18 protein-coding genes and 3 pseudogenes are annotated in these 19,592 nt (G+C 75.6%); 10 read left to right on the top strand and 11 right to left on the bottom strand.

The window, feature by feature from the left end; all coding sequences use genetic code 11:
• The first annotated feature begins 63 nt into the window (after positions 1–63).
• On the top strand, positions 64–1,074 hold the full coding sequence (locus KPL59_RS03400; RefSeq protein ID WP_226353389.1) for a carbohydrate kinase: 1,011 nt from the start codon (positions 64–66) through the stop codon (positions 1,072–1,074).
• 15 nt (positions 1,075–1,089) lie between these two features.
• Here the strand turns inward: KPL59_RS03400 and KPL59_RS03405 are convergent, their stop codons facing one another.
• Positions 1,090–2,037, bottom strand: coding sequence for a glycoside hydrolase family 16 protein (locus KPL59_RS03405; protein ID WP_226359908.1), 948 nt, complete (start codon positions 2,035–2,037; stop codon positions 1,090–1,092).
• A gap of 220 nt (positions 2,038–2,257) precedes the next feature.
• Between KPL59_RS03405 and KPL59_RS03410 the strand changes: the two genes are divergently transcribed.
• Positions 2,258–2,659 (top strand): cupin domain-containing protein, encoded by a 402-nt coding sequence (locus tag KPL59_RS03410; RefSeq protein WP_226359909.1) that lies wholly within the window; start codon positions 2,258–2,260, stop codon positions 2,657–2,659.
• A gap of 10 nt (positions 2,660–2,669) precedes the next feature.
• On the opposite strand, the pseudogene KPL59_RS03415 reads toward KPL59_RS03410, so the two are convergent.
• From KPL59_RS03415 to KPL59_RS03430, 4 genes and pseudogenes are all read right to left on the bottom strand, one after another.
• Positions 2,670–3,703, bottom strand: a pseudogene (locus KPL59_RS03415) (PHP domain-containing protein).
• 10 nt (positions 3,704–3,713) lie between these two features.
• Complete coding sequence (locus tag KPL59_RS03420; RefSeq protein WP_226353392.1) at positions 3,714–5,297, bottom strand: CHAD domain-containing protein; 1,584 nt, start codon at positions 5,295–5,297, stop codon at positions 3,714–3,716.
• A 59-nt stretch (positions 5,298–5,356) separates the two neighbouring features.
• On the bottom strand, positions 5,357–6,844 hold the full coding sequence (locus KPL59_RS03425; protein WP_226353393.1) for an FAD-binding oxidoreductase: 1,488 nt from the start codon (positions 6,842–6,844) through the stop codon (positions 5,357–5,359).
• Between the two features lie 178 nt (positions 6,845–7,022).
• Complete coding sequence (locus KPL59_RS03430) at positions 7,023–7,976, bottom strand: NAD(P)/FAD-dependent oxidoreductase (RefSeq protein WP_305080513.1); 954 nt, start codon at positions 7,974–7,976, stop codon at positions 7,023–7,025.
• Positions 7,977–8,050: 74 nt separating this feature from the next.
• Between KPL59_RS03430 and KPL59_RS03440 the strand changes: the two genes are divergently transcribed.
• Complete coding sequence (locus KPL59_RS03440) at positions 8,051–8,662, top strand: MSMEG_1061 family FMN-dependent PPOX-type flavoprotein (RefSeq protein ID WP_226359910.1); 612 nt, start codon at positions 8,051–8,053, stop codon at positions 8,660–8,662.
• Here KPL59_RS03440 and KPL59_RS03445 read toward each other — a convergent pair.
• Positions 8,649–9,620 (bottom strand): o-succinylbenzoate synthase, encoded by a 972-nt coding sequence (locus KPL59_RS03445; protein WP_226353395.1) that lies wholly within the window; start codon positions 9,618–9,620, stop codon positions 8,649–8,651. The genes KPL59_RS03440 and KPL59_RS03445 overlap by 14 nt on opposite strands.
• Before the next feature lie 50 nt (positions 9,621–9,670).
• Here KPL59_RS03445 and KPL59_RS03450 point away from each other — a divergent pair, with 50 nt between their 5' ends.
• From KPL59_RS03450 to KPL59_RS36695, 5 genes and pseudogenes are all read left to right on the top strand, one after another.
• Positions 9,671–10,276, top strand: a complete 606-nt coding sequence (locus KPL59_RS03450) for a TetR/AcrR family transcriptional regulator (RefSeq protein ID WP_226359911.1) — start codon at positions 9,671–9,673, stop codon at positions 10,274–10,276.
• Positions 10,277–10,302: 26 nt separating this feature from the next.
• Positions 10,303–11,064 (top strand): siderophore-interacting protein, encoded by a 762-nt coding sequence (locus KPL59_RS03455; RefSeq protein WP_226353396.1) that lies wholly within the window; start codon positions 10,303–10,305, stop codon positions 11,062–11,064.
• A 52-nt stretch (positions 11,065–11,116) separates the two neighbouring features.
• Positions 11,117–11,857 (top strand): response regulator transcription factor, encoded by a 741-nt coding sequence (locus KPL59_RS03460; RefSeq protein WP_060711037.1) that lies wholly within the window; start codon positions 11,117–11,119, stop codon positions 11,855–11,857.
• Between the two features lie 274 nt (positions 11,858–12,131).
• Positions 12,132–12,818 (top strand): annotated as a pseudogene (locus tag KPL59_RS36690) (histidine kinase dimerization/phospho-acceptor domain-containing protein); the annotation flags it as partial.
• A 295-nt stretch (positions 12,819–13,113) separates the two neighbouring features.
• A pseudogene (locus KPL59_RS36695) lies at positions 13,114–13,353 on the top strand (ATP-binding protein); the annotation flags it as partial.
• Here KPL59_RS36695 and KPL59_RS03470 read toward each other — a convergent pair.
• The 3 genes from KPL59_RS03470 to KPL59_RS03480 all read right to left on the bottom strand — a co-directional run bounded on the left by KPL59_RS03470 (position 13,339) and on the right by KPL59_RS03480 (position 15,332).
• Entirely contained in the window at positions 13,339–14,145 is an 807-nt protein-coding gene (locus KPL59_RS03470; RefSeq protein ID WP_226359912.1) for a MerR family transcriptional regulator, read from the bottom strand. The pseudogene KPL59_RS36695 and the gene KPL59_RS03470 sit on opposite strands and share 15 nt — an antisense overlap.
• A gap of 383 nt (positions 14,146–14,528) precedes the next feature.
• Entirely contained in the window at positions 14,529–15,068 is a 540-nt protein-coding gene (speG, locus tag KPL59_RS03475; RefSeq protein WP_020626815.1) for a spermidine N1-acetyltransferase, read from the bottom strand.
• A 63-nt stretch (positions 15,069–15,131) separates the two neighbouring features.
• Positions 15,132–15,332, bottom strand: coding sequence for a hypothetical protein (locus KPL59_RS03480; protein WP_143510313.1), 201 nt, complete (start codon positions 15,330–15,332; stop codon positions 15,132–15,134).
• Positions 15,333–15,495: 163 nt separating this feature from the next.
• On the opposite strand from KPL59_RS03480, the gene KPL59_RS03485 reads away from it, so the two are divergent.
• On the top strand, positions 15,496–17,166 hold the full coding sequence (locus KPL59_RS03485; RefSeq protein WP_226359913.1) for an AMP-binding protein: 1,671 nt from the start codon (positions 15,496–15,498) through the stop codon (positions 17,164–17,166).
• 53 nt (positions 17,167–17,219) lie between these two features.
• Positions 17,220–18,158 (top strand): sucrase ferredoxin, encoded by a 939-nt coding sequence (locus KPL59_RS03490; RefSeq protein WP_226359914.1) that lies wholly within the window; start codon positions 17,220–17,222, stop codon positions 18,156–18,158.
• On the opposite strand, the gene KPL59_RS03495 is transcribed toward KPL59_RS03490, so the two are convergent.
• Both KPL59_RS03495 and KPL59_RS03500 read right to left on the bottom strand, forming a co-directional pair.
• Complete coding sequence (locus tag KPL59_RS03495; RefSeq protein WP_226359915.1) at positions 18,155–18,940, bottom strand: HAD family hydrolase; 786 nt, start codon at positions 18,938–18,940, stop codon at positions 18,155–18,157. The genes KPL59_RS03490 and KPL59_RS03495 overlap by 4 nt on opposite strands.
• Complete coding sequence (locus KPL59_RS03500; RefSeq protein WP_226359916.1) at positions 18,937–19,455, bottom strand: GNAT family N-acetyltransferase; 519 nt, start codon at positions 19,453–19,455, stop codon at positions 18,937–18,939. Before KPL59_RS03500 ends, KPL59_RS03495 begins: the two co-directional genes overlap by 4 nt.
• Positions 19,456–19,592: the final 137 nt, after the last annotated feature.

The following is a 19,592-nucleotide window of genomic DNA, read 5'->3' on the forward strand; positions in this document are numbered from 1 at the left end:
GACGCGGGCGTGACCCGTCACGGACCCCACCGGGACCCCCGATCGGACCACTACAGTGCCGCCATGCCCGACACAGCCGCCGGACGCCCGCGACGCGGAGTGATCGCCGTCGCCGGAGAAGCACTCGTCGACATCGTCCCCGCGCCGACGCAGGCGGACCGCACACCCGCCGAGCAGTACTGGCAGTTCGCGCCCGGTGGCAGCCCGGCGAACGTCGCGGTCGGACTGTCCCGCCTCGACGTGCCGGCCCGGATGCTGGCCCGCCTCGCCGACGACCTGCTGGGGCGCAAGCTGCGCGCCCACCTCGCCGACAACGGGGTCGACCTGTCGCACTCGGTCGAGGCGGCCGAGCCATCGTCGCTGGCGATCGTGGAGCTGGCCGCCGACGGGCAGGCGTCCTACGACTTCCGGATCGCGGGCACCGCGGACTGGCAGTGGACCGACGACGAGCTCGCCGGTGCCCTCGACGACGGCCCGACCGGCCCCGTCGTCGCCGTCCACTCGGGATCGCTGGCGCTGACCACCGCGCCCGGCCACGACGCGCTGCGCGAGCTGCTCGCCTCCGCCGTGGACACCGCGACGGTCAGCTACGACCCGAACTTCCGGCCGATGCTGATGGGCTCACCGGAGGAGGTCCTGCCCGGCGTGCACGAGCTGCTGGGCGTGGCCGACGTGGTGAAGGTCAGCGAGGAGGACCTGGCCTGGCTGCACCCGGGCCGCAAGCCCGGCGACGTCGTCGGCGAGTGGCTCGAGCTGGGCCCGGCGGTCGTCGTGGTCACCCTCGGGGCGGACGGGGTGCTGGCCGGGACGTCGTCGGGGCTGCACCTGGTGCTGCCCGGCCGCACCGTCGAGGTCGTCGACACGGTGGGGGCCGGGGACAGCTTCTCCGCCGCGCTGCTCGCCGGACTGCACCGACGCGGGCTGCTCGGCGCGACCGCCCGCGACGACCTCTACCGCATCGACCGGCCGACGCTGGAGGCCGTGCTGACCGAGGCCGTCGCGGCGTCGGCGATCACCTGTTCGCGGCACGGCGCGAACCCGCCCACCCGGGCGGAACTCGACGCCGCTATCTGACGCGGCGGTCCGGCCTCAGCGCTGCTCGCGGGCGAGCATCGCGGTCTGCGCCTGCTGTTCGGGCCCGGACAGCTCGCGCGGCCTCCGGCCCGGGAAGTCGCGGGGCTGCCCGGTCGCGGCCGAGCCGGGCGGCAGACTCAGCGTGGCCGCGCTGCTCTGCGGCAGCGCCCACTGCCGGGCCCAGTCCATGTGCATGGCGGTCGGGCCGCCGGCGTTGCCGAAGTAGTCGAGCTGCATGGTCATGTTCATCGGGCGGGGCGGGAACTGGTCGGTGTCGGTGTTGGAGTACCACTCCTTCCCGTTCACGTACCCGGTGATCTTCTCCGGGGTCCACTCCAGCGCGTAGGCCGACCACTGCGTCGAGTCGTGCTCCACCGACCCGTAGTCCTGGTCGTTGTCGGGTCCGTAGTGCAGGAAGAAGCTGGTCTTCTGGCGGGAGTCGTCCATGATCTCCATCCAGTCGATCTCGCCGCCCACCGGGAAGTCCTCGGCGACCGGCCAGAGCAGCAGCAGCGCGTTGATCCCGCCCTGTCCCTCGTCCGACTTCACGCAGGCCTCCCACCGGCCGTAGCGCTGGCCGGGGTGCCAGCTGACGGCGCCGGTGTTGCCGTCCGCGTCGGCGGAGATGCTCATCGCCCCGTCGGCGACGGTGACCGCCTCCGGGGTGCGGGTGCCCTTCTTGTTGTGGCCGGGCTCGGGACCGTAGGGATGCCAGTCCGGCGGGACCGTGGTCCCGTCGAAGTCGGACTCGCGGGTGGGGGCGCCCCAGCCGAGCTTCTGCGCCGCGGTCTCGGTGCAGTGCGACGACGCCGGGGGTGCCGCGGGGTCGGCGACGGTCCGGGTCACGGCGCTCGCCGGAGCGGCGGGTGCCGCCGACGCCGTCGACGCCCCGGCCGTGGTGACCGCCGAGAGCGCGAGCGTCGCGGCCAGCATCGCCACCGTCGTCCTGGTCCTGGTCCGCACCGTGGATCACTCCTGTCACTCGGTCACCTGCAGCCCCATCTCACGTGCGGTGGGTGAGGAGCACCAGTCGAACCACCCGTCCGAGGAGCGCGCGCACGGGTGGGATGCGGTCGCCCGCGTACGGACGGTGATCCTCCTGCGAGCACCGGTGACGTCGGGTGACCGGCCGGTGTGCGACGGCGGGTGTGGCACCCGTGCGTCCGCCTGCCACAGTGGCGGCGTGACACGTCCCGACCTCGCCGTCGCGCTGGACCTCGCCCCGCACCCGGAGGGCGGCTGGTACCGGCGGACCTGGACCTCGCCGGTCGCCGTCGGGACCCCGTACGGTCCGCGTCCCTCGGCGACGGCGATCCTCTACCTGTTCGACGCCCCCGGCCGCTGGCACCGCGTCCGGTCCACCGAGCTGTGGTGCCGGCACTCGGGCCCGGAGGCCGACCTGGTCCTCGGTGGCGACGGGCCGGACCCCGTCCCCGCGGCCCGGTTGCGGCTCGGGCCGGGAAGCCCGCAGCAGGAGGTCCCGGCCGGGGTGTGGCAGCGGGCGGAGCCGGTCGGGCCGGGGCCGGTCCTGGTCAGCTGCGTCGTCTCCCCCGGCTTCGACGTCGCCGACTTCGAGCTGCGCTGAGGGGACGGGCTCAGCGGCGCAGCAGGCCGGCCCGGTCGCGGGTGTTGCGGATCCGCTCCGGGTCCACCCCGCAGGCGACGGCGCGGGCGCAGCCGTGGTCGAGCCAGTCGAGCTGCCCGGGGGCGTGCGCGTCGGTGTCGATCGTGAACTCGCACCCCGCCTCGACGGCCAGGCGCAGCAGCCGCTTCGGCGGGTCCAGGCGTTCCGGCCGGGAGTTGATCTCGACCGCGACCCCGTTCGCGGCGCAGGCGGCGAACACCGCGGGCGCGTCGAACTCCGACTCCGGGCGCTTCCGGCGGCCGGTGACCATCCGCCCGGTGCAGTGCCCGAGCACGTCGACGTGCGGGTTCGCGACGGCGGTGAGCATCCGCTCGGTCATCTCGTCGCGGGGCATCCGCAGCTTCGAGTGCACGCTGGCCACCACCACGTCGAGCGAGGCGAGCAGGTCCTCGGACTGGTCGAGGGCGCCGTCGTCGAGGATGTCCACCTCGATGCCGGTGAGCACCCGGAAGTCCGACCCGGACGCGGCGATCCGCTCGTCGAGCTCCGCGATCTGCTCGACCTGGCGGCGCAGCCGGTCCGCCGACAGCCCGTTGGCGACGGTCAGGCGCGGCGAGTGGTCGGTGATCACGAGGTAGTCGTGGCCCAGCCCGATCGCGGTCTCGGCCATCTCGGCGAGCGGGGAGCCGCCGTCGGAGGCGTCGGTGTGGCTGTGGCAGTCCCCGCGCAGGGACTCCCGCAGCCGCAGCGCCGCCTCCGCCAGGGGATCCCGGTGGCGTCGGCGCGGGCGACGGCGTCCTCCAGCCGTCGCAGGTAGACCGGCTCCTCCCCGGCGACCGACTCCCCCACGCAGCGCGCGGTCACCTCGCCGACGCCCTTGAGGTCGGTCAGGCCGCCCGCGGCGTGCAGCCGGGCCAGCTCCTCGGCGCTGCGGCCGCGCAGGGCGGCGGCCGCGGTGCGGAACGCGCGGACCCGGTAGGTCGACTCCTGCGCGCGTTCGAGCAGGAACGCGATCCGGCGCAGGTCGGCGACGGCGTCTCTCACGCCGCGCAGGCTAGCGGCGCATCCACCGGCGGGCGCGCCGCGTCCACGCCGTCTCCCACACCGTGGGCAGCCTGCGCTCGAGGTCGAGCATGGTCGCGGTGTCCCGGCCGTGCAGCACACCGAAGGTGAACCCGTTGCCGTGCTCCGCACCGGCGCGGGCCCCGAGGGTCCGCAGGGTCTCGCGGGAGACGACGGCGTCCTGGTGCTCGCCGAGCACGTCGGAGACCTTCTTGAGCCGCTTCGCGAACGCCCGCGCCTCCTTCCCGACACTGGGCCGGGCGACCTCGGTGACGTAGCGGAGCTGCTTGCCGGTCTTGCGAGCGTCGTGCAGCGACTCGGGGGCGACGTGGCCGGCGTCGAGGTCGGCCAGCGCCCGCTCCATCCGCCGCTCCAGCTTGCGGGCCGTGCGCCCCACCATCGCCGGGACGACCGTCGCGGCGGGCCTGCGGGCCCGGCGCGACAACGGCGGGTCGGCGAGCAGCCGGCGCAGGGCGCCCTGCAGCGCGGCGTAGCGCTCGCCGTCGACGACCTCCAGCACGGCGGCCCCGGTCTCGGCGCGGGTGCGGGCGAAGTGCCGGGTGACCGCGGCCTGCACCGGGCCCAGCAGCAGCTCGGGCTCCAGCGCGGCCAGCCGGGCGGTCAGGCGCTCCTCCTGCACCTCGGCGTCGCGCTCCCCGGCCAGCGCCCGGCCGAGCCAGCGCAGCTCGCCGACGAGGTGCCCGACCCGCGGCCCCTCCAGGAGCCCGCCGAAGGTGCGCAGCGCGCTGCGGAGCCGGCGGGCGGCGATGCGCATCTGGTGGACGGCGTCGGGCCGGTCGGCGCGCAGGTCGGCCTCGCGGGCGGCCAGGGTGTCGACCTGGTCGCCGAGGTAGCGCAGGAGCAGTGCCCCGGCGCTGCCCTTCCGGCCGGTGCGGCGCGGCGGTTCTGCGGGCGCGGCGGCGGCGAGCAGCGCGGCGAGCCGGGCGTGCGCGCCGCGTGGGGCACGCACGAGTCCGGTGTCACGCAGCGCCTCGTCCAGCTGCCGGAGCCCGGCGGTGTCGGCCGCCCCCGGCTCCACGACGGCCTCGGTCCAGCTCTCGACGGTCGCGACCTCCCCGAGCAGCGCGACGTCGACCTGCTCGCGGGCCAGCGTGGCGAGGTCCGCCCCGGTCGCGTCGCGCAGTCGGTCGACCTGGCGAGTGACGTGCACCCGGCCGACCGGGACGAGCGGCTCGTCGCCGCGGACCCCGCGGACCAGGGCGTCGACACCGTCCGGGACGGCGCGCTCGCCGGTGACGCCCTCGACCTCGCTCGCGGGCAGCGGCACGCGCAGCGGCTCGTCGGCGTCGGGCAGGCGCAGCACCCAGGTCGTGGACGGCGGCACCGCCGACGCGCGGTCGGGCACGGTGTGTTCGACGACGAGCTCGATGCCCGCGGCGACCAGCCGCAGGTCCGCGGTGTCGACCCGTTCCACCTCACGGACCTCGGCCTCGACCACCGGCACGACCTCGGCGACCCCGGCGACGCCGATCAGGCGCGGCGCACCGGTGTGCGACGGACCGCGATAGGTCAGCGCGAGGGCGGAGGGGACGAGGGCCGGGTCGATGGTGCTCATCGAAGAGTGTTCCCGCTCTCCCGGCGACCACGCGCGGCCATCCGGGCGACACGCGCGGTTCAGACCGCCTTGCCCGGGTTCAGGATGCCGTCCGGGTCGAGCGCGGCCTTCACCGAGCGCTGCAGGGCCAGCACCCCGGGGCCCAGCTCGCGTTCCATGCCGTCGCGCTTGAGCAGGCCGACGCCGTGCTCCCCGGTGACCGTCCCACCCAGTTCGACGGCCGCGTCGATGATCTCGTCGAACGCGGCGCGGGTGCGGTCCCGGGCGTCCGGGTCGTCGTGCGGGGTGAGCATCAGCGGGTGCAGGTTCCCGTCGCCGGCGTGCGCGACGGTCGCGATCCGGACCGCGTGGCGGCGGCCGATGTCCTCGATCCGGGCGAGCATCTCCGCCATCCGGGGGCGGGGGACGCAGACGTCCTCGGTCAGCATGCCCATCCCGAGCTGCTCCAGCGCCGGGTAGGCCATCCGGCGGGCGGCGAACAGCGCCTCGGACTCGGTCGCGTCGGTCGCGGCCATCGCCTCGGTCGCGCCGTGCTGCTCGAAGGCCGCGAGGATCGCGTCGGCCTCGGCGGTCGCGGCGGGCTCGGGCAGGTCGGTCTGGGCGAGCAGCAGCGCGGCGGCCCCCTCGGGCAGCCCGGCGTTGCGCCAGGCGTTGACCGCGGCCAGGCACTCCCGGTCGACCAGCTCGAACACCGCGGGCTGCAGCCCCTGCTCGGTGACGGCGGCGACTGCGGCCCCGCAGTCGGCGAGGGAGTCGAAGAACCCGACGACGGTGCGCGGCGCGGCCGGGCGGGCCGGGCGCAGCTTCACGGTGATCTCGGTGATGATCCCGAGCGTCCCCTCCGAGCCGACCATCAGCCCGGCCAGGTCGTAGCCGACGACGCCCTTCGCGGTGCGCCGCCCGACCCGCACGACCTCACCGGTGGCGGTGACGACCTCCAGGGCGAGCACGTAGTCGCGGGTGACGCCGTACTTGACGCAGCACAGCCCGCCCGCGTTGGTCGCGACGTTGCCGCCGATCGTCGACCAGGGCGCCGACGCCGGGTCCGGCGGGTACCAGAGGCCCCGCTCCGCGCAGGCGGCGCGCAGGTCGTCGTTGACCACCCCCGGTTCGACGACGGCGAGCCGCTCCCCCGCCGAGATCTCCCGGATCGCGGTCATCCGTTCCAGGCTGACCAGCACACAGCCGTCGACGGCGTTCGCCCCGCCGGACAGCCCGGTGCCCGCGCCCCGCGCGACGACCGGCACCCGGTGCGCGGCGCAGGCCCGCACGGTCGCGGCGACGTCGGCGGTGGTCCGCGCCCGCACCACGCACAGCGGCGTGCCGTACTCGGCCCACTCGGCCTCGTCGTGCACGTAGGGACGCACGACGTCGGGGTCGGTCAGGATCCGGTCGGCGTCGAGCGCGGCCGCCAGCTCGGCGAGCACCGCGCGCCCCGCGGCGTCCGGGCCGGAGGCGTCCAGCTCCACGGGCGCGGTGGACCCGCCGAAGGGCCGCCCCTCCGGCGCGACGACGACGGGGGCGGCGGCGGTGACGCGGTCGGGCATGACCCGACGGTAGGTCGCCGACGCCCACGCGGCCAGGGCCCGCCACTACCCACCCTCCCCGGGACCTGTCGGGGCTCGTCGAAGTTCGTCGAGATGCGGCTCAGGGCTGCCCGCCGCGACAGCCCTGAGCCGCATCTCGGCGACGGGGCGTGGCGGGCCTGGGGCGGTGCGTGCGGGTTCAGCGGCCCAGGCGCCCCGCGAGCTCCCCCGCCAGCTCCAGCCCGGACAGCCAGGCCGTCTGCACCCGGGACCGGCCCCAGCCGTCCCCGGCCAGGGCGACGCCGTCGTCGCCGAGGTGGAAGGTCTGCTCGCGCTGCGCGGCGGGGGCGGCGAAGCGCCAGCGGTGCACGTGCGTCCACTCCGGCGCGGCGGTGATGCCCAGCAGCTCACGGACGGCGGCGGTCATCGCGGGCACCGCGGCGGCGGGATCGGCGTCGTGGGCGCGCGCGAGGTCACCGGTGGAGTGCGCGACGAGCACCGGCGCGTCGTCGCCGCGGCGGTCGCCGTCGTCGGCGACGAGGGACAGGACGGGGTGGTCGTTGACGAACGCCGCGGGCAGCCGCGGCCAGTCCCGGCCGGCGAACCCGGCGGTCAGGGCGAGCACCGGGTTCCACGCCCGCCCGGCGACGGCGGCGCCCGCGGGGGTGTCCGGGTCGAGCAGCCGGGCGGCCTGCGGGTCGGGCATAGCCAGGACGACGGCGTCGACGCGCTCGCCGTCGACGGTCGGGCCGTCCGGGCCGGGGCGGACCCGCTCGACGGCCCGGCCGGTACGGACGTCCAGGCCGCGGGCGGTGTCGGTGACCAGCGACCGCAGCCCGGCCGGTGCCGCGAACCGCAGCGGGCCGGGGCTGTCCGGGCCCCGGGTGGCGCCGTCGAACACCGCGAGGGTGTCGGTCCACCCGCGGACCAGGCCGTCGTCGCGCCAGCGTCGGACGCGGTCGTCGAACCGGTCGTCGGAGACGGTGAAGTAGGCGGCACCGATGTCGGCGGGACGGTCCCCGTGGCGGTGCACCGCCAGCCGTCCTCCGACCTCGGGGGACCGCTCGTACACCGTCACGTCGACACCGCGGGCCGCCAGCTCCGCGGCGCAGGTCACCCCGGCGATGCCGGCCCCGATCACGATCACGCCCATCCCCGGGACCCTAGGCGGGGGTCGCCAGTGAAGCATGTTCACGGTTAGGGTGACCTAAGAGCGAAGGGGATGCGATGGAACACGTGACCGACGAGGCTAGACTCCGCGAGATCATCGGCGCGGTGCCCGCGTTCATCCGGGACAAGGCGCGTGAGCGCATCGACCCGGTGACCGCGGAGTTCCTGGCGGCGTCGCCGTTCTTCCTGCTGGCGACGGCCGGGCCGGACGGCGTCGACGTCTCACCCCGGGGCGACCCGGCGGGCTGCCTGCTGGTGCTCGACGAGCACACGGTCGCCTTCGCCGACCGCAAGGGGAACCGCAGGCTCGACTCGATGCGCAACATCCTGCACGACCCGCGGGTCGGGATGATCGTCGTCGTGCCGGGGTCGAACGACACCGTGCGGATCAACGGACGGGCCCGGATCGTGTACCGGCCGGACTTCGCCGAGCGGCTCACCGTGAAGGGCTCGACGCCCGAGCTGGCGATCGTCGTCGAGGTCGACGAGCTGTTCCTGCACTGTGCGAAGGCGTTCCTGCGCTCGTCGCTGTGGGACACCGCGACCTGGCCGGACCGGGACACGGTGCCCAGCGCCGGGAAGCTGGTGAAGGGCCAGTACCGGATGCCCGGTCCGGCGCGGGTGATCGACGCGGCCATGCGCCGCGACAGCCGGGTCAACCAGTACTGACCCGGTCGGCCCCGGCCGCGGCGTCGAGCAGCGTGGCGACGCGGTCGTGCCGGTCGCGCCACCAGGCGGCGCGGTCGGCAGTGGCCGCGACCCCGGCCCGGTGCACCGGCTCGGGCGCGACCCGCGGCACGGGCAGGAACCCCCGCTCGGGGACGAGAGGCTCGGCGACGACGTCGGCGGCCAGCAGCGAGACCGTCCCGAGCCCGCAGGCGTGGTGCAGCTCCGGCAGCGCCCCGGCCAGCGCGAGCCCGGCGGCGAGACCGACGCTCGACTCCACCGCCGAGGACACCACGACCGGCAGCCCGACCTCCTCGGCGATCCGCAGGGCCCGGCGCACCCCGCCCAGCGGCGACACCTTCAGCACGACGACGTCGGCCGCTCCGGCCCGCACCACCCGCATCGGGTCCTCGGCGCGGCGGATCGACTCGTCCGCGGCGATCGGCACGTCCACCGCCCGGCGGACGGCGGCGAGGTCGTCGACCTCCCAGCAGGGCTGCTCGACGTACTCCAGGCCCCCGGCGGCCCGGTCGAGCTCGCCGATCGCGGCGACGGCCGTCGCGACGTCCCAGGCAGCGTTGGCGTCCACCCGGACCAGCCCGGCGGGGCCGAGCGCGTCGCGGACGGCGGCGACGCGCTCGAGGTCCTCGGACAGCGGGGCGCCCGGTTCGGCGACCTTGACCTTCGCGGTGGCGCAGCCGGAGGCGCGCACGATCCGCTGGGCCTGCTCGGGCCCGACGGCGGGCACGGTGCAGTTGACCGGCACCCGGTCGCGCACCGGTTCCGGCCAGCCCGTCCCGGCCGCCTCGCGAGCCGCGGCCAGCCACGCGACGGCCTCGCGGTCGTCGTACTCGGGGAAGGGACAGAACTCGCCCCAGCCGGCCGGGCCGGACAGCAGCAGGCCCTCGCGCACGGTGATCCCGCGGAACCGGGTGGTCATCGGCAGGGAGTAGACGTCCATTCCCGCTCACTTCCTACCGTCAGTAACTTACTGAGGGTAAAGTCTCCGGCGTGACCGCGCAGACCGTACCCGGCCCCCGCCGCCGCGTGCCCAGGGCGGAACGCGAGCGCCAGATCGTCGACGCGGCCGTCGCCGTCTTCGGGGAGCGGGGCTACGCCGAGGTCTCGATGGAGCAGGTCGCGGAGCGGGTGGGTGTCACCAAGCCTGTGCTCTACACCCACTTCGGGTCCAAGGAGGGCCTGCTGCTGGCCGCGATCACGCGGGCCCGGGCCGAGCTGCTCGACGTCGTCGCGCAGGCGGCGGGGGCCGCGGACTCGCCGGAGGCGATGCTGCGGGGCGGGACGCTGGCCTTCTTCCACTACCTGGACCGGCGGGCTCCGGCCTGGCAGCTGTTCTGCTCCGAGGCCGGGGTCACCGACACCGCGCTGGAGGAGATCCGCGCCCAGCAGACCGACTTCATCGCCGCCCTGCTCGCCGCGCAGGTCCCCGGCACCGAGCCGACCCGGCTGACCGGCTGGGCGCAGGTGATCGTCGGGGCCTGCGAGCGGCTCGCCGTCTGGCGAGGCCAGGACGAGGCGGTCACCGCGGACCAGGCCACCGAGTACCTGATGGACCTGGTCTGGACCGGCCTGGCGGGCCTCGGCGACCGGACCTGAGCGCGCGTCCGGGACAATTCCCGGCCATGAGCACGACCGCACCACGCCTGCTGCAGGTGGCCCGCACCGAGCGGGTCACCCCTCGCATGGTCCGGGTGACCCTGACCGGCGAGGAGCTGGCCGGGTTCCCCGGGCACGGCCCGGACCGCCGGATCAAGATGTTCTTCCCGGTCGAGGGCCAGGAACGACCCGCCGTGCCGCGCGCCTCGACCGGCGGCCCGGTATGGCCCGCCGGGGAGGCCCGCCCCGCGATCCGCACCTACACGGTGCGCCGCTTCGCCCCCGACGCCGGCGGCCACGGTGAGCTCGACGTCGACTTCGTCGTCCACGCCGGGCACGGGCCGGCCGCCGCCTGGGCCGTGTCGGCCGCCCCCGGGGACTGGGTCGGGGTGTCCGAGCCCGGCGGGCGCTGGGAGCCGGACCCGGCCGCCGCGCACCACCTCGTGATCGGCGACGAGTCCGCCCTGCCCGCCATCGCGACCGTGTGCGAGACCCTCGCCGAGGCGGCCCCCGGGGTGCCGGTCCGGGTCGTCGCCGAGGTCGCCGACGCCGGCGAGGAGCAGACCCTGCCCGGCGACGTCGCCGTCACCTGGGTGCACCGCGGCGCCGCCCCGGCGGGTGAGCCGCTGGTCTCGGCGGTGCGGGCCGCCGAGCTGCCCGACGGCCGCGGCCAGGCGTGGCTGTCCGGGGAGTCCGCCGCGGTGAAGGAGCTGCGCGCGCACCTGCTCGACGAACGGGGGTTCGACCGGCGCGCCGTCTACGCCACGGGGTACTGGCGCGCGCGGTGAACCGACAGCGGACACACAGCCGTCGCACAGGTCCGTGCGGTGTGCTCCTAGCATGACCGAGGTGATGGACCGGGACGCCGACCCGCTGCGCCGCGCCGACGGCGGCCCGATCCGGGTGCTCGTCGTGGACGACGAGCCCACGTTGTCGGACCTGCTCTCGATGGCCCTGCGCTACGAGGGCTGGGAGGTCCGCGCCGCCGCCGACGGGATGTCCGCGGTGCGCCACGCCCGCGACTTCCGCCCGGACGCGATCGTGCTCGACGTGATGCTGCCCGACGTCGACGGCTTCGAGGTGCTGCGCCGGGTCCGCGCCGACACCCCCGAGGTGCCGGTGCTGTTCCTGACCGCGCGCGACGCCGTCGAGGACCGGGTCGCCGGCCTCACCGCGGGTGGCGACGACTACGTCACCAAGCCGTTCTCGCTGGAGGAGCTGGTCGCACGGCTGCGCGGGCTGCTGCGTCGCGCGGGGATGGCCGCCGCCCAGCGCTCCTCGGAGCTGGTGGTGGGCGACCTGGTGCTCGACGAGGACGCGCACGAGGTGTCCCGCGCCGGCGAGCCGGTGGAGCTGACCGCGACGGAGTTCGAGCTGCTGCGCTACCTCATGCGCAACCCCCGCCGGGTGCTGTCGAAGGCCCAGATCCTCGACCGGGTGTGGAACTACGACTTCGGCGGCCAGTCCAACGTGGTCGAGCTCTACGTCTCCTACCTGCGCAAGAAGATCGACGCCGGTCGCCGGCCGATGATCCACACGGTGCGCGGCGCGGGCTACGTGCTGCGGCCTGCCGCGGACTGACCCGATGGTCGTCACCCGCGTCTCCGGCCAGGTCCGCTCGCTGCGGGCCCGGCTCGTCGGCACGGTGCTGCTGCTGTTCACGGTGGCGTGCGTGGCGATCGGCGTCGCGACGACCCTCTCGCTCGACCGCTACCTGTCCACCCGGCAGGACCGCGAACTGTCGTTCTCCCTGGAGGGCTTCGTCGCCCAGCAGACCGGGCGCGCCCCCGGCCGGCTCACCCACGACGACGGCACCCCCACGCCGGGCGGCCAGGGCGGGGGCCCGCCCGGGGGGATGTTCCTCGGCCCGGGCCCCGGCACGAACGCGATCGGGGCGGTGCTGGACGACGGCCGCGTCGTGAGCGCCCGCCTGGCCCAGCGGGGCGGGACCACCACCGCCGTCCCCGAGGCCGACCTGGCCGCGCTGCGCTCGGTGCCCGCCGACACCACCGCCCGCGACGTGACGCTGTCGCTGGGCGACTACCGGGCGATCGGCTGGACCGAGGGGACGACGACCTACCTGATCGCACAGCCGGACAACGCCGGTGCCACCGTGAGCAGGCTCGTCGTCATCGAGCTCGTCGTGCTGGGCGGGGCCGTGGTGCTCACGGGCAGCGCGGCGGCCGTGCTGGTGCGGCGCGCGCTGCGCCCGCTCGAACGCGTCGCCGGCGTCGCCGCACAGGTCGGGAACCTGCCGCTGGACCGGGGCGAGGTGCACCTCGCCGCACGCGTCCCCGACCCCGACCCGCGCACCGAGGTCGGGCAGGTCGGCACCGCGCTCAACCACATGCTCGACAACGTCGAGGGAGCACTCGCCGCCCGCCAGGAGTCCGAGACGCGGCTGCGTCGTTTCGTCGCCGACGCCAGCCATGAGCTGCGCACCCCGCTGACGGCGATCCGCGGCTACGCCGAGCTGTCGCGCCGCGAGCGCGAGCCGGTCCCGGAGCGGACCACCCACGCACTCGCCCGGATCAGCTCGCAGGCCGAACGCATGTCGACGCTGGTCGAGGACCTGCTGCTGCTCGCCCGGCTCGACGCGGGCCGTCCGCTGGAGCGCGCCGAGGTGGACCTCACGCGGCTGGTCCTCGACGCCGTCGGGGACGCCCACGTGGCGGGCCGCGACCACCGCTGGTTCCCGCAGCTGCCCGACGAGCCGGTCACCGTCACCGGCGACGCCCACCGGCTCGCCCAGGTGGTCACCAACCTGTTCGCGAACGGCCCGCACCCACACCCCGCCCGGCACGACGGTCACCGTCACCCTCGGCCACCCCGTCCCCGGCCGGGTCCGGCTCCAGGTCGCCGACGACGGCCCCGGCATCGCCCCGGACGTGCTGCCCCGGGTGTTCGAGCGGTTCGCCCGCGGCGCGGAGGGGCGCACCCGCGCCGGGAACGACACCCCCAGCACCGGGCTGGGCCTGGCGATCGTGGCGGCGGTCGTCGCCGCCCACGACGGGACGGTCGGGGTCGACAGCGCCCCCGGCCGGACGGTGTTCACCGTCGAGCTACCGGTCCGCTGACGGTTCGGCTGCCTCGGAGTCGGCTTCGGGGTCGGCTCGCGGGTCGGACGGGGCGAGGTCGATGGACAGCCGGCGGATGAAGTCGTCCATCGCCTGCTGCATCGTCTGGCGGAAGGCACCGAGCAGGGACTGGGTGGCGACCGGCTGCAGGGCCTCGACCGCCGTGCGCAGGTCCGCGACGCCGTGCCGGGGCAGCCCGGCCGCGACGTGCGCCGCCCAGACCTGCTCGCGGAACAGCTCGACGAAGATCTCGGCGATCTCCCGGGTGCGGGTCAGCAGCTCCTCGCCGACCTGCTGCACCGCCTCCGGGGCCAGCCCGAGCGCGACGGCGTGCGCCCCGGACCGGACCATCGACGGGTTGAGCACGCGCAGCCGACCCGGGCCGGTGCGCTCGATCAGCCCGGACGCGGCCAGCCGCTCGACGAACTCCGGGAACGTCCGGGCGCCGGCCCACTCGGCCAGGTCCTCCTCGGCGAGCTCGACCGCCTCCTCCGGCTGCCACGGCGCGAGCATGCCGCGGTAGAGGCGCAGCGCCTCCTCCGCGCTGCTGGAGGGGGTCTGGTTGATCAGCACGCCGATCGCGGCGAGGGAGAACCCGCGCCGCTGCAGCCCGGCGATCAGCTCCAGCCGGGCCAGGTGGACCGGGCCGTACCAGGCGGTGCGCCCGCGCATCTCCCCCGGCTGCAGCAGGCCGCGGGACAGGTGGGCGCGCACGTTGCGGACGGTCATACCGGCACGTGCGGCGAGCGTGTCGATCGGGAACTCGTCCCCGGCCGTCGGGGTTCCGGACATCGGGGCAGATCCTACTCGCGACGGCCGGGCGCGCACGGTGACGACGAGCGGACCGCAACCACCCCGTGACCCACCGCGACGACGGTCGCGGGCACTCGCCGACGATCAACGATGTCATCGGTCGGCCGGTCCGCACCGCGACATCGGTCCGACACCGGCCAGCACCCGATTCCCGCTGGTCACAGGAGCACCATGGCGAACGTTGACACGAATACGTGTCGAGATAGTAGTGTTCTCGGGTGTCGTCGTCATCAAGGTCGACGCGCCCGACTCCGGTCGCATGCCCGCGGCCGGTGCACGCCGGGCCGGCCGACGGGTCCCCCTCCCTGCCGGCCGGTCCGGTCAGCTCGGTGCGGCCCGTCGACCCGGTGCGGTCCGTCGACTCACTGCGGCCCGTCGACGGTGCGGCCGAGATGGTCGCGCTGCAGCACCGCCATCCGGTAGGCGTCGTGGTAGCGGCCGCTGGCGAAGTACTCCTCGCGCAGCTCCCCCTCGACAACGAAACCGGTGCGCTCGTAGGCACGCACGGCGCGGGTGTTCTCGATGTCGACGACCAGGTACACCTTGTGCAGGTTCAGCACGCCGAAGGCGTAGTCGAGGGCCCCGGCGGTGGCGCGGGCGGCGAGCCCCCGGCCCTGGAAGGCGGGGGCGACGATGATCTGGAACTCGGCGTTGCGGTGGATGTAGTCGATCTCCACCAGCTCGACCAGACCGGCCCGCTCACCCGCGCAGTCGATGATGAACCGCCGCTCGCGGTTGTCGTGCACGTGCCGGGCGAAGATCTCCTGCAGCTCGACGAGCGACTCGAAGGGCTCCTCGAACCAGTACGACATGATCCCGGAGTCGTTCGACAGCCCGTGGACGAACGGCAGGTCCTCCCGCTCCAGGGCGCGCAGCCGCATCTCGGGGGTGGTCGTGCTCATGGGGGCCTCCGCGGTCGACGGACACCGTGCCCGTCGCCCCGGAAACCTACGAGGCCGGTGCGCTCAGCGTCCGACCCGGGCCCGCTGCGGCGTACACGACGGACAGTCGCGCCACGGCAGGCTGCGCGAGTCGGCGGGGCGGGCCGCGCCGCAGCGGCAGACGCCGGCGATGCCGCCGAACCCGGGCATCGACTTGGTCGGACGTCCCGCACGGACCAGCGTGCGGCCAGAAGCGGACGTGTGCGTGGGCAGGTACAGGCGCATCAGGATCCCCGACGGTGTGTGGTGGAGTTCGGCGACCTGTGGGCCACCGAAGGACACATCGTCTTCACCCTACGAAACATGACGGACATACTCAGTGACCTCTGACACAGATCCCCCCACCGGACCCGACGGCCCGGCGGGTCGCCCTGCCAGACTGCGCCGCATGGCTGGCTCCCCGCTGCTCCAGAACCTCTCCGGCACCGCCCGCACCGCCTACGAGCTGGGAAGCGGCACCGCCCGCGCCGCCGTGGCCCTGACCCGCTCGGGAGTCGTCCGCCCGCTCGGCCCCGGGAAGCTGTACGGGATGGGCCGGGCGCTGGTGCGCTACGGCAACAGCATCACCGCGGCGTTCGCCGTCGGGGCGGCCCGCCACCCGTACCGGCTCGCCGTCGTCGACGACGACGGGGTCACCACCTACGCCGAGCTGGAGGAACGCACCGACCGCCTCGCACTGGCCCTGCTCGACTCGGGCGCCGGACCGGGCGCCCCGGTCGGGGTGCTGTGCCGCAACGCCCGCGCACCGATCGAAGCGATGGTGGCGGCGGGCAAGGTCGGCGCCGACGTCGTGCTGGTCAACACCGGGCTCTCGGCCGAGCAGCTACGCGGGGTGCAGGAGCAGCAGAAGCTGCACACGCTCGTCGCCGACCCGGACTTCCTCGACATCGTCCCGCCCGGACCGCGCGTCGTGCTCACCTCCACCCCCGACGGGCCGCGTCCCGCCGGCGACCGGGTGCTCGACGATCTCGACGCGATGGTGGAGCGGGGCGGGCCGGGCGAGCTCCCGTTCAAGCCGGAGCCGTCCAAGCAGATCGTGCTGACCTCCGGCACCACCGGGACGCCGAAGGGCGCCAAGCGGCCGCACCCGTCGACCCTCGCCCCGGCGGCGTCGATCCTCTCGGCGATCCCGCTGCGCGCGGGCGAGCCGACGCACATCGCCGCTCCGCTGTTCCACACCTGGGGCAACGCCGGGCTGCTGCTCGCCTCGCTGCACGGCGCGACCGTCGTGCTGCGCCGCAAGTTCACCCCGGAGGGGTTCCTCGCCGCCGTGCGCGAGCGCCGGTGCACCACGGTGTTCGCGGTGCCGGTGATGCTCCAGCGCGTCCTGGAGTCCGGCGCCGAGGGCTGGGGCGACGACCGGGACGACCCGGCGGGCCCGCGGATCGTGGCCGTCTCCGGGTCGGCGCTGCCCGGCGGGCAGGCCAACCGGTTCATGGACCGCTTCGGCGACTGCCTCTACAACCTCTACGGATCCACCGAGGTCTCCTGGGTCTCGATCGCCGGACCGGAGGACCTGCGCGACGCCCCCGGCACCGCGGGCCGCGCCCCGGCCGGGACCACCCTGGTCATCCTCGACGAGGACGACCAGCCCGCCCCGGCAGGCGTCGACGGGCGGGTGTTCGTCGGCAACGACCTGCCGTTCGAGGGCTACACCGGCGGCGAGGAGGGCCTGGAGGAGCACGACGGGCTGCTGGGGACCGGCGACGTCGGGCACCTCGACGAGCACGGACGGCTGTTCCTCACCGGCCGGGCCGACGACATGATCGTCTCGGGCGGGGAGAACCTGCACCCCGGCCCGGTGGAGGAGCTCATCTCCGGGATGGACGGGGTGCGCGAGGCCTGCGTCCTCGGGGTGGACGACGACGAGTACGGCCAGCGGTTCGCCGCCTGGGTGGTGCTGGAGCCGGGTGCCGACGTCACCGCGGACGCGATCCGCAGCCGGGTGAAGTCCGACCTGGAGAAGTTCGCCGCACCACGGGACGTGCACTTCCTCGACGAGCTGCCGCGCAACCAGACCGGGAAGGTGCTGCGCGCCGAGCTGCCCGGCCGGGACTGACCCGTCCGGGCGGCCCGGGTTGAACTCAGGCAAACCTTCCCTAAGATGGCCCGATGACGGTCACCGCGACACGTGGCGCAGCCGGCGGTCCCGCCGGGGCGCCCGTCGCGGGCTGTTCCGGGCTGAGCGAGGCGCTCGGCGAGCCGATGACCGGCACCGCGCCGCACGTGCGTCGCCTCGTCGCCGTCGAGCACATCGGCGCCTGGCCGCGGAAGGTCGCCGACCACCCGGACCCGGCCGTGGCCGCGCTGTTCGACCGGCTCCGCGCCGACGACGTCATCCTGCTGCTGATCCGCCGCCCCGGCCGCGAGGGCCGCTGCGACGCCGACGGTGCCCGCACCGTCTACGTCGCCGACCTCGCCCCGGGCGGCTCACGGGCGTGGTCGCGCACCGTGCGCAGCACCGACGACCTCGCCGGCATCGACCTCGACCCGGGCGCGGGCACACCGGTGCTCGACCCGGTGATGCTGGTGTGCGCGCACGGCAGGCGTGACGTCTGCTGCGCCGTCCGTGGCCGCGCGCTCGCCGGGGACCTGGCCGCCGAGGGCGCCGACGTGTGGGAGTGCACCCATCTCGGCGGGCATCGGTTCGCCCCGACCGCGCTGGTGCTGCCGACCGGCTACGCCTACGGCCGCCTCGACACCGGCGGCGCGCTGGCCGCGCTGAAGGCCGCGGCCGGCGGCGGTGTGGACCCGTGGTGCTGTCGCGGGCACACCGGGCTGGACCCGGTCGGCCAGCTCGCCGAGCTCGCCGTGCGCGAGCACACCGGGATCGGGGACGCCACGGCGCTGCTGGTCGACGCCGCCGAGCCGAGCATGGGTGGTGACGGCGGGCGTCCGGACGGGCACCTGGTCACCGTGCGCTCCCGCGACGGCCGGAGCTGGACGGTGCCGGTCACGACCGACACGACGCTGCCGCCGCGGCCGCCGTCCTGCGGGGCGGCCCTGGAGGCTGCGACGCCGCTGATCGCGGGCACCCCCGTCGAGCACTAGCCGAACACGCGCTCCAGGGCGCGGGCCAGGCCGTCCTGCTCGACGGTGTCGGTGGACTCGTCGGCGTCGGCGTGCACGTCCGGCGGGGCCTGCCCCATCGCGATCCCGCGGCCCGCCCAGCGCAGCATCGCGCGGTCGTTGTCGCCGTCGCCGACGGCGAGGACCTCGCAGCGGTCGACACCGAGCCGGGCCGCGACCCTCGCGAGCCCGGACGCCTTGGACACCCCGGCCGGCACCAACGTCACCCACGGCAGCTCGTGGTCGAGCGTCGGCTCGGTGCCGGGCACCCGGAGCCGGGAGGCGCGGGCCGCGGTCTCCGCCGGGTCGTGCCCCGGCCAGTACATGACCAGCTTGGGCGTCGGCTCGTCGAGCAGACCGGCGCGGCCGACCTCGGTGACGGTGCCGGCGAGCACGCCGTCGGGGAACGGGGCGCTGACCCGCTGCCCGACGCCGACGTGCTCGCAGGCGAACACCGCCCCCGGGAACAGCTCGGTCATCGTGTCGAGGGCGGCGGTCACGGCCTCGGGGGCGAGCCGCTCCATCGTCAGCACCCGGCGGGTCGCGGTCTCCATCTCGACCGCGCCGTTGGAGGTCAGGGTGACGCCGTCGCGCAGCCCGATCGCGTCCAGCGCACCGGCCACGCCGACGACGGTCCGGCCGGTGCACAGCATCACCTCGGCCCGGGTCCCGGCGAGCGCGATCGCGTCGAGGACCGCGGGACTCGGGGGCCTGCGCCCGTGGACGATGGTGCCGTCGATGTCGAGCGCGACCAGCCGGATCACGTCCCCGACCCTACGTCGAGCCGGAACCGGGCGACGCCGTCGCGGGTCCCGTTGGGGCGCATCCCGATCCGCTCCAGCACCCGCTCCGACGCACGGTTGCCGGGCTCGACGCCCGCGACCAGCGGCGACGCCCCGGCCGAGCGGGCCAGGGCGAGCAACAGGCCGGCGGCCTCGACGGCGTAGCCGCGGCCGCGGCGCGACGGCACCACGCCGTAGCCGAGCTCGACGGCGGCCGGGCCGTCGTCGGGGGCGGGGAACAGCCCCGCACCGCCGACGACCGTGCCGCCGTCGCGTTCGACGAGCAGCCGGTGGCCGAGCTCGCCCCAGCCCGGGCCGCCCGGGTCGCGGGCGAGCAGCCGGGCGACGATCCGGTCGCCCTCGGCGGGGAAGTCCGGCGCCCAGTCGGCGCGCCGGACCCCGGCGACGACGGCCGCGGCGACCTCCGGGGTCCAGCCGGGGAGCACCAGCCGCGGGCCGGCGGGGACCGACGCCGGGAGCGGGGCGGAGATCGGCACGCCGTCGATCCTCCCCCGGGCCCGCCCACCCCGCGCGGCGCCGGCCCGCCCCCGCCGTCCCAGCGCCCCGGCGTCGATCAGTACCTGAGGGCTGTCGCAGCACGGACGAACCGCCCACATGTACTGATCGACGGGCC

Origin of the sequence: Pseudonocardia sp. ICBG1142 (genome assembly GCF_020496255.1) — a bacterium.
Classification (GTDB): domain Bacteria; phylum Actinomycetota; class Actinomycetes; order Mycobacteriales; family Pseudonocardiaceae; genus Pseudonocardia.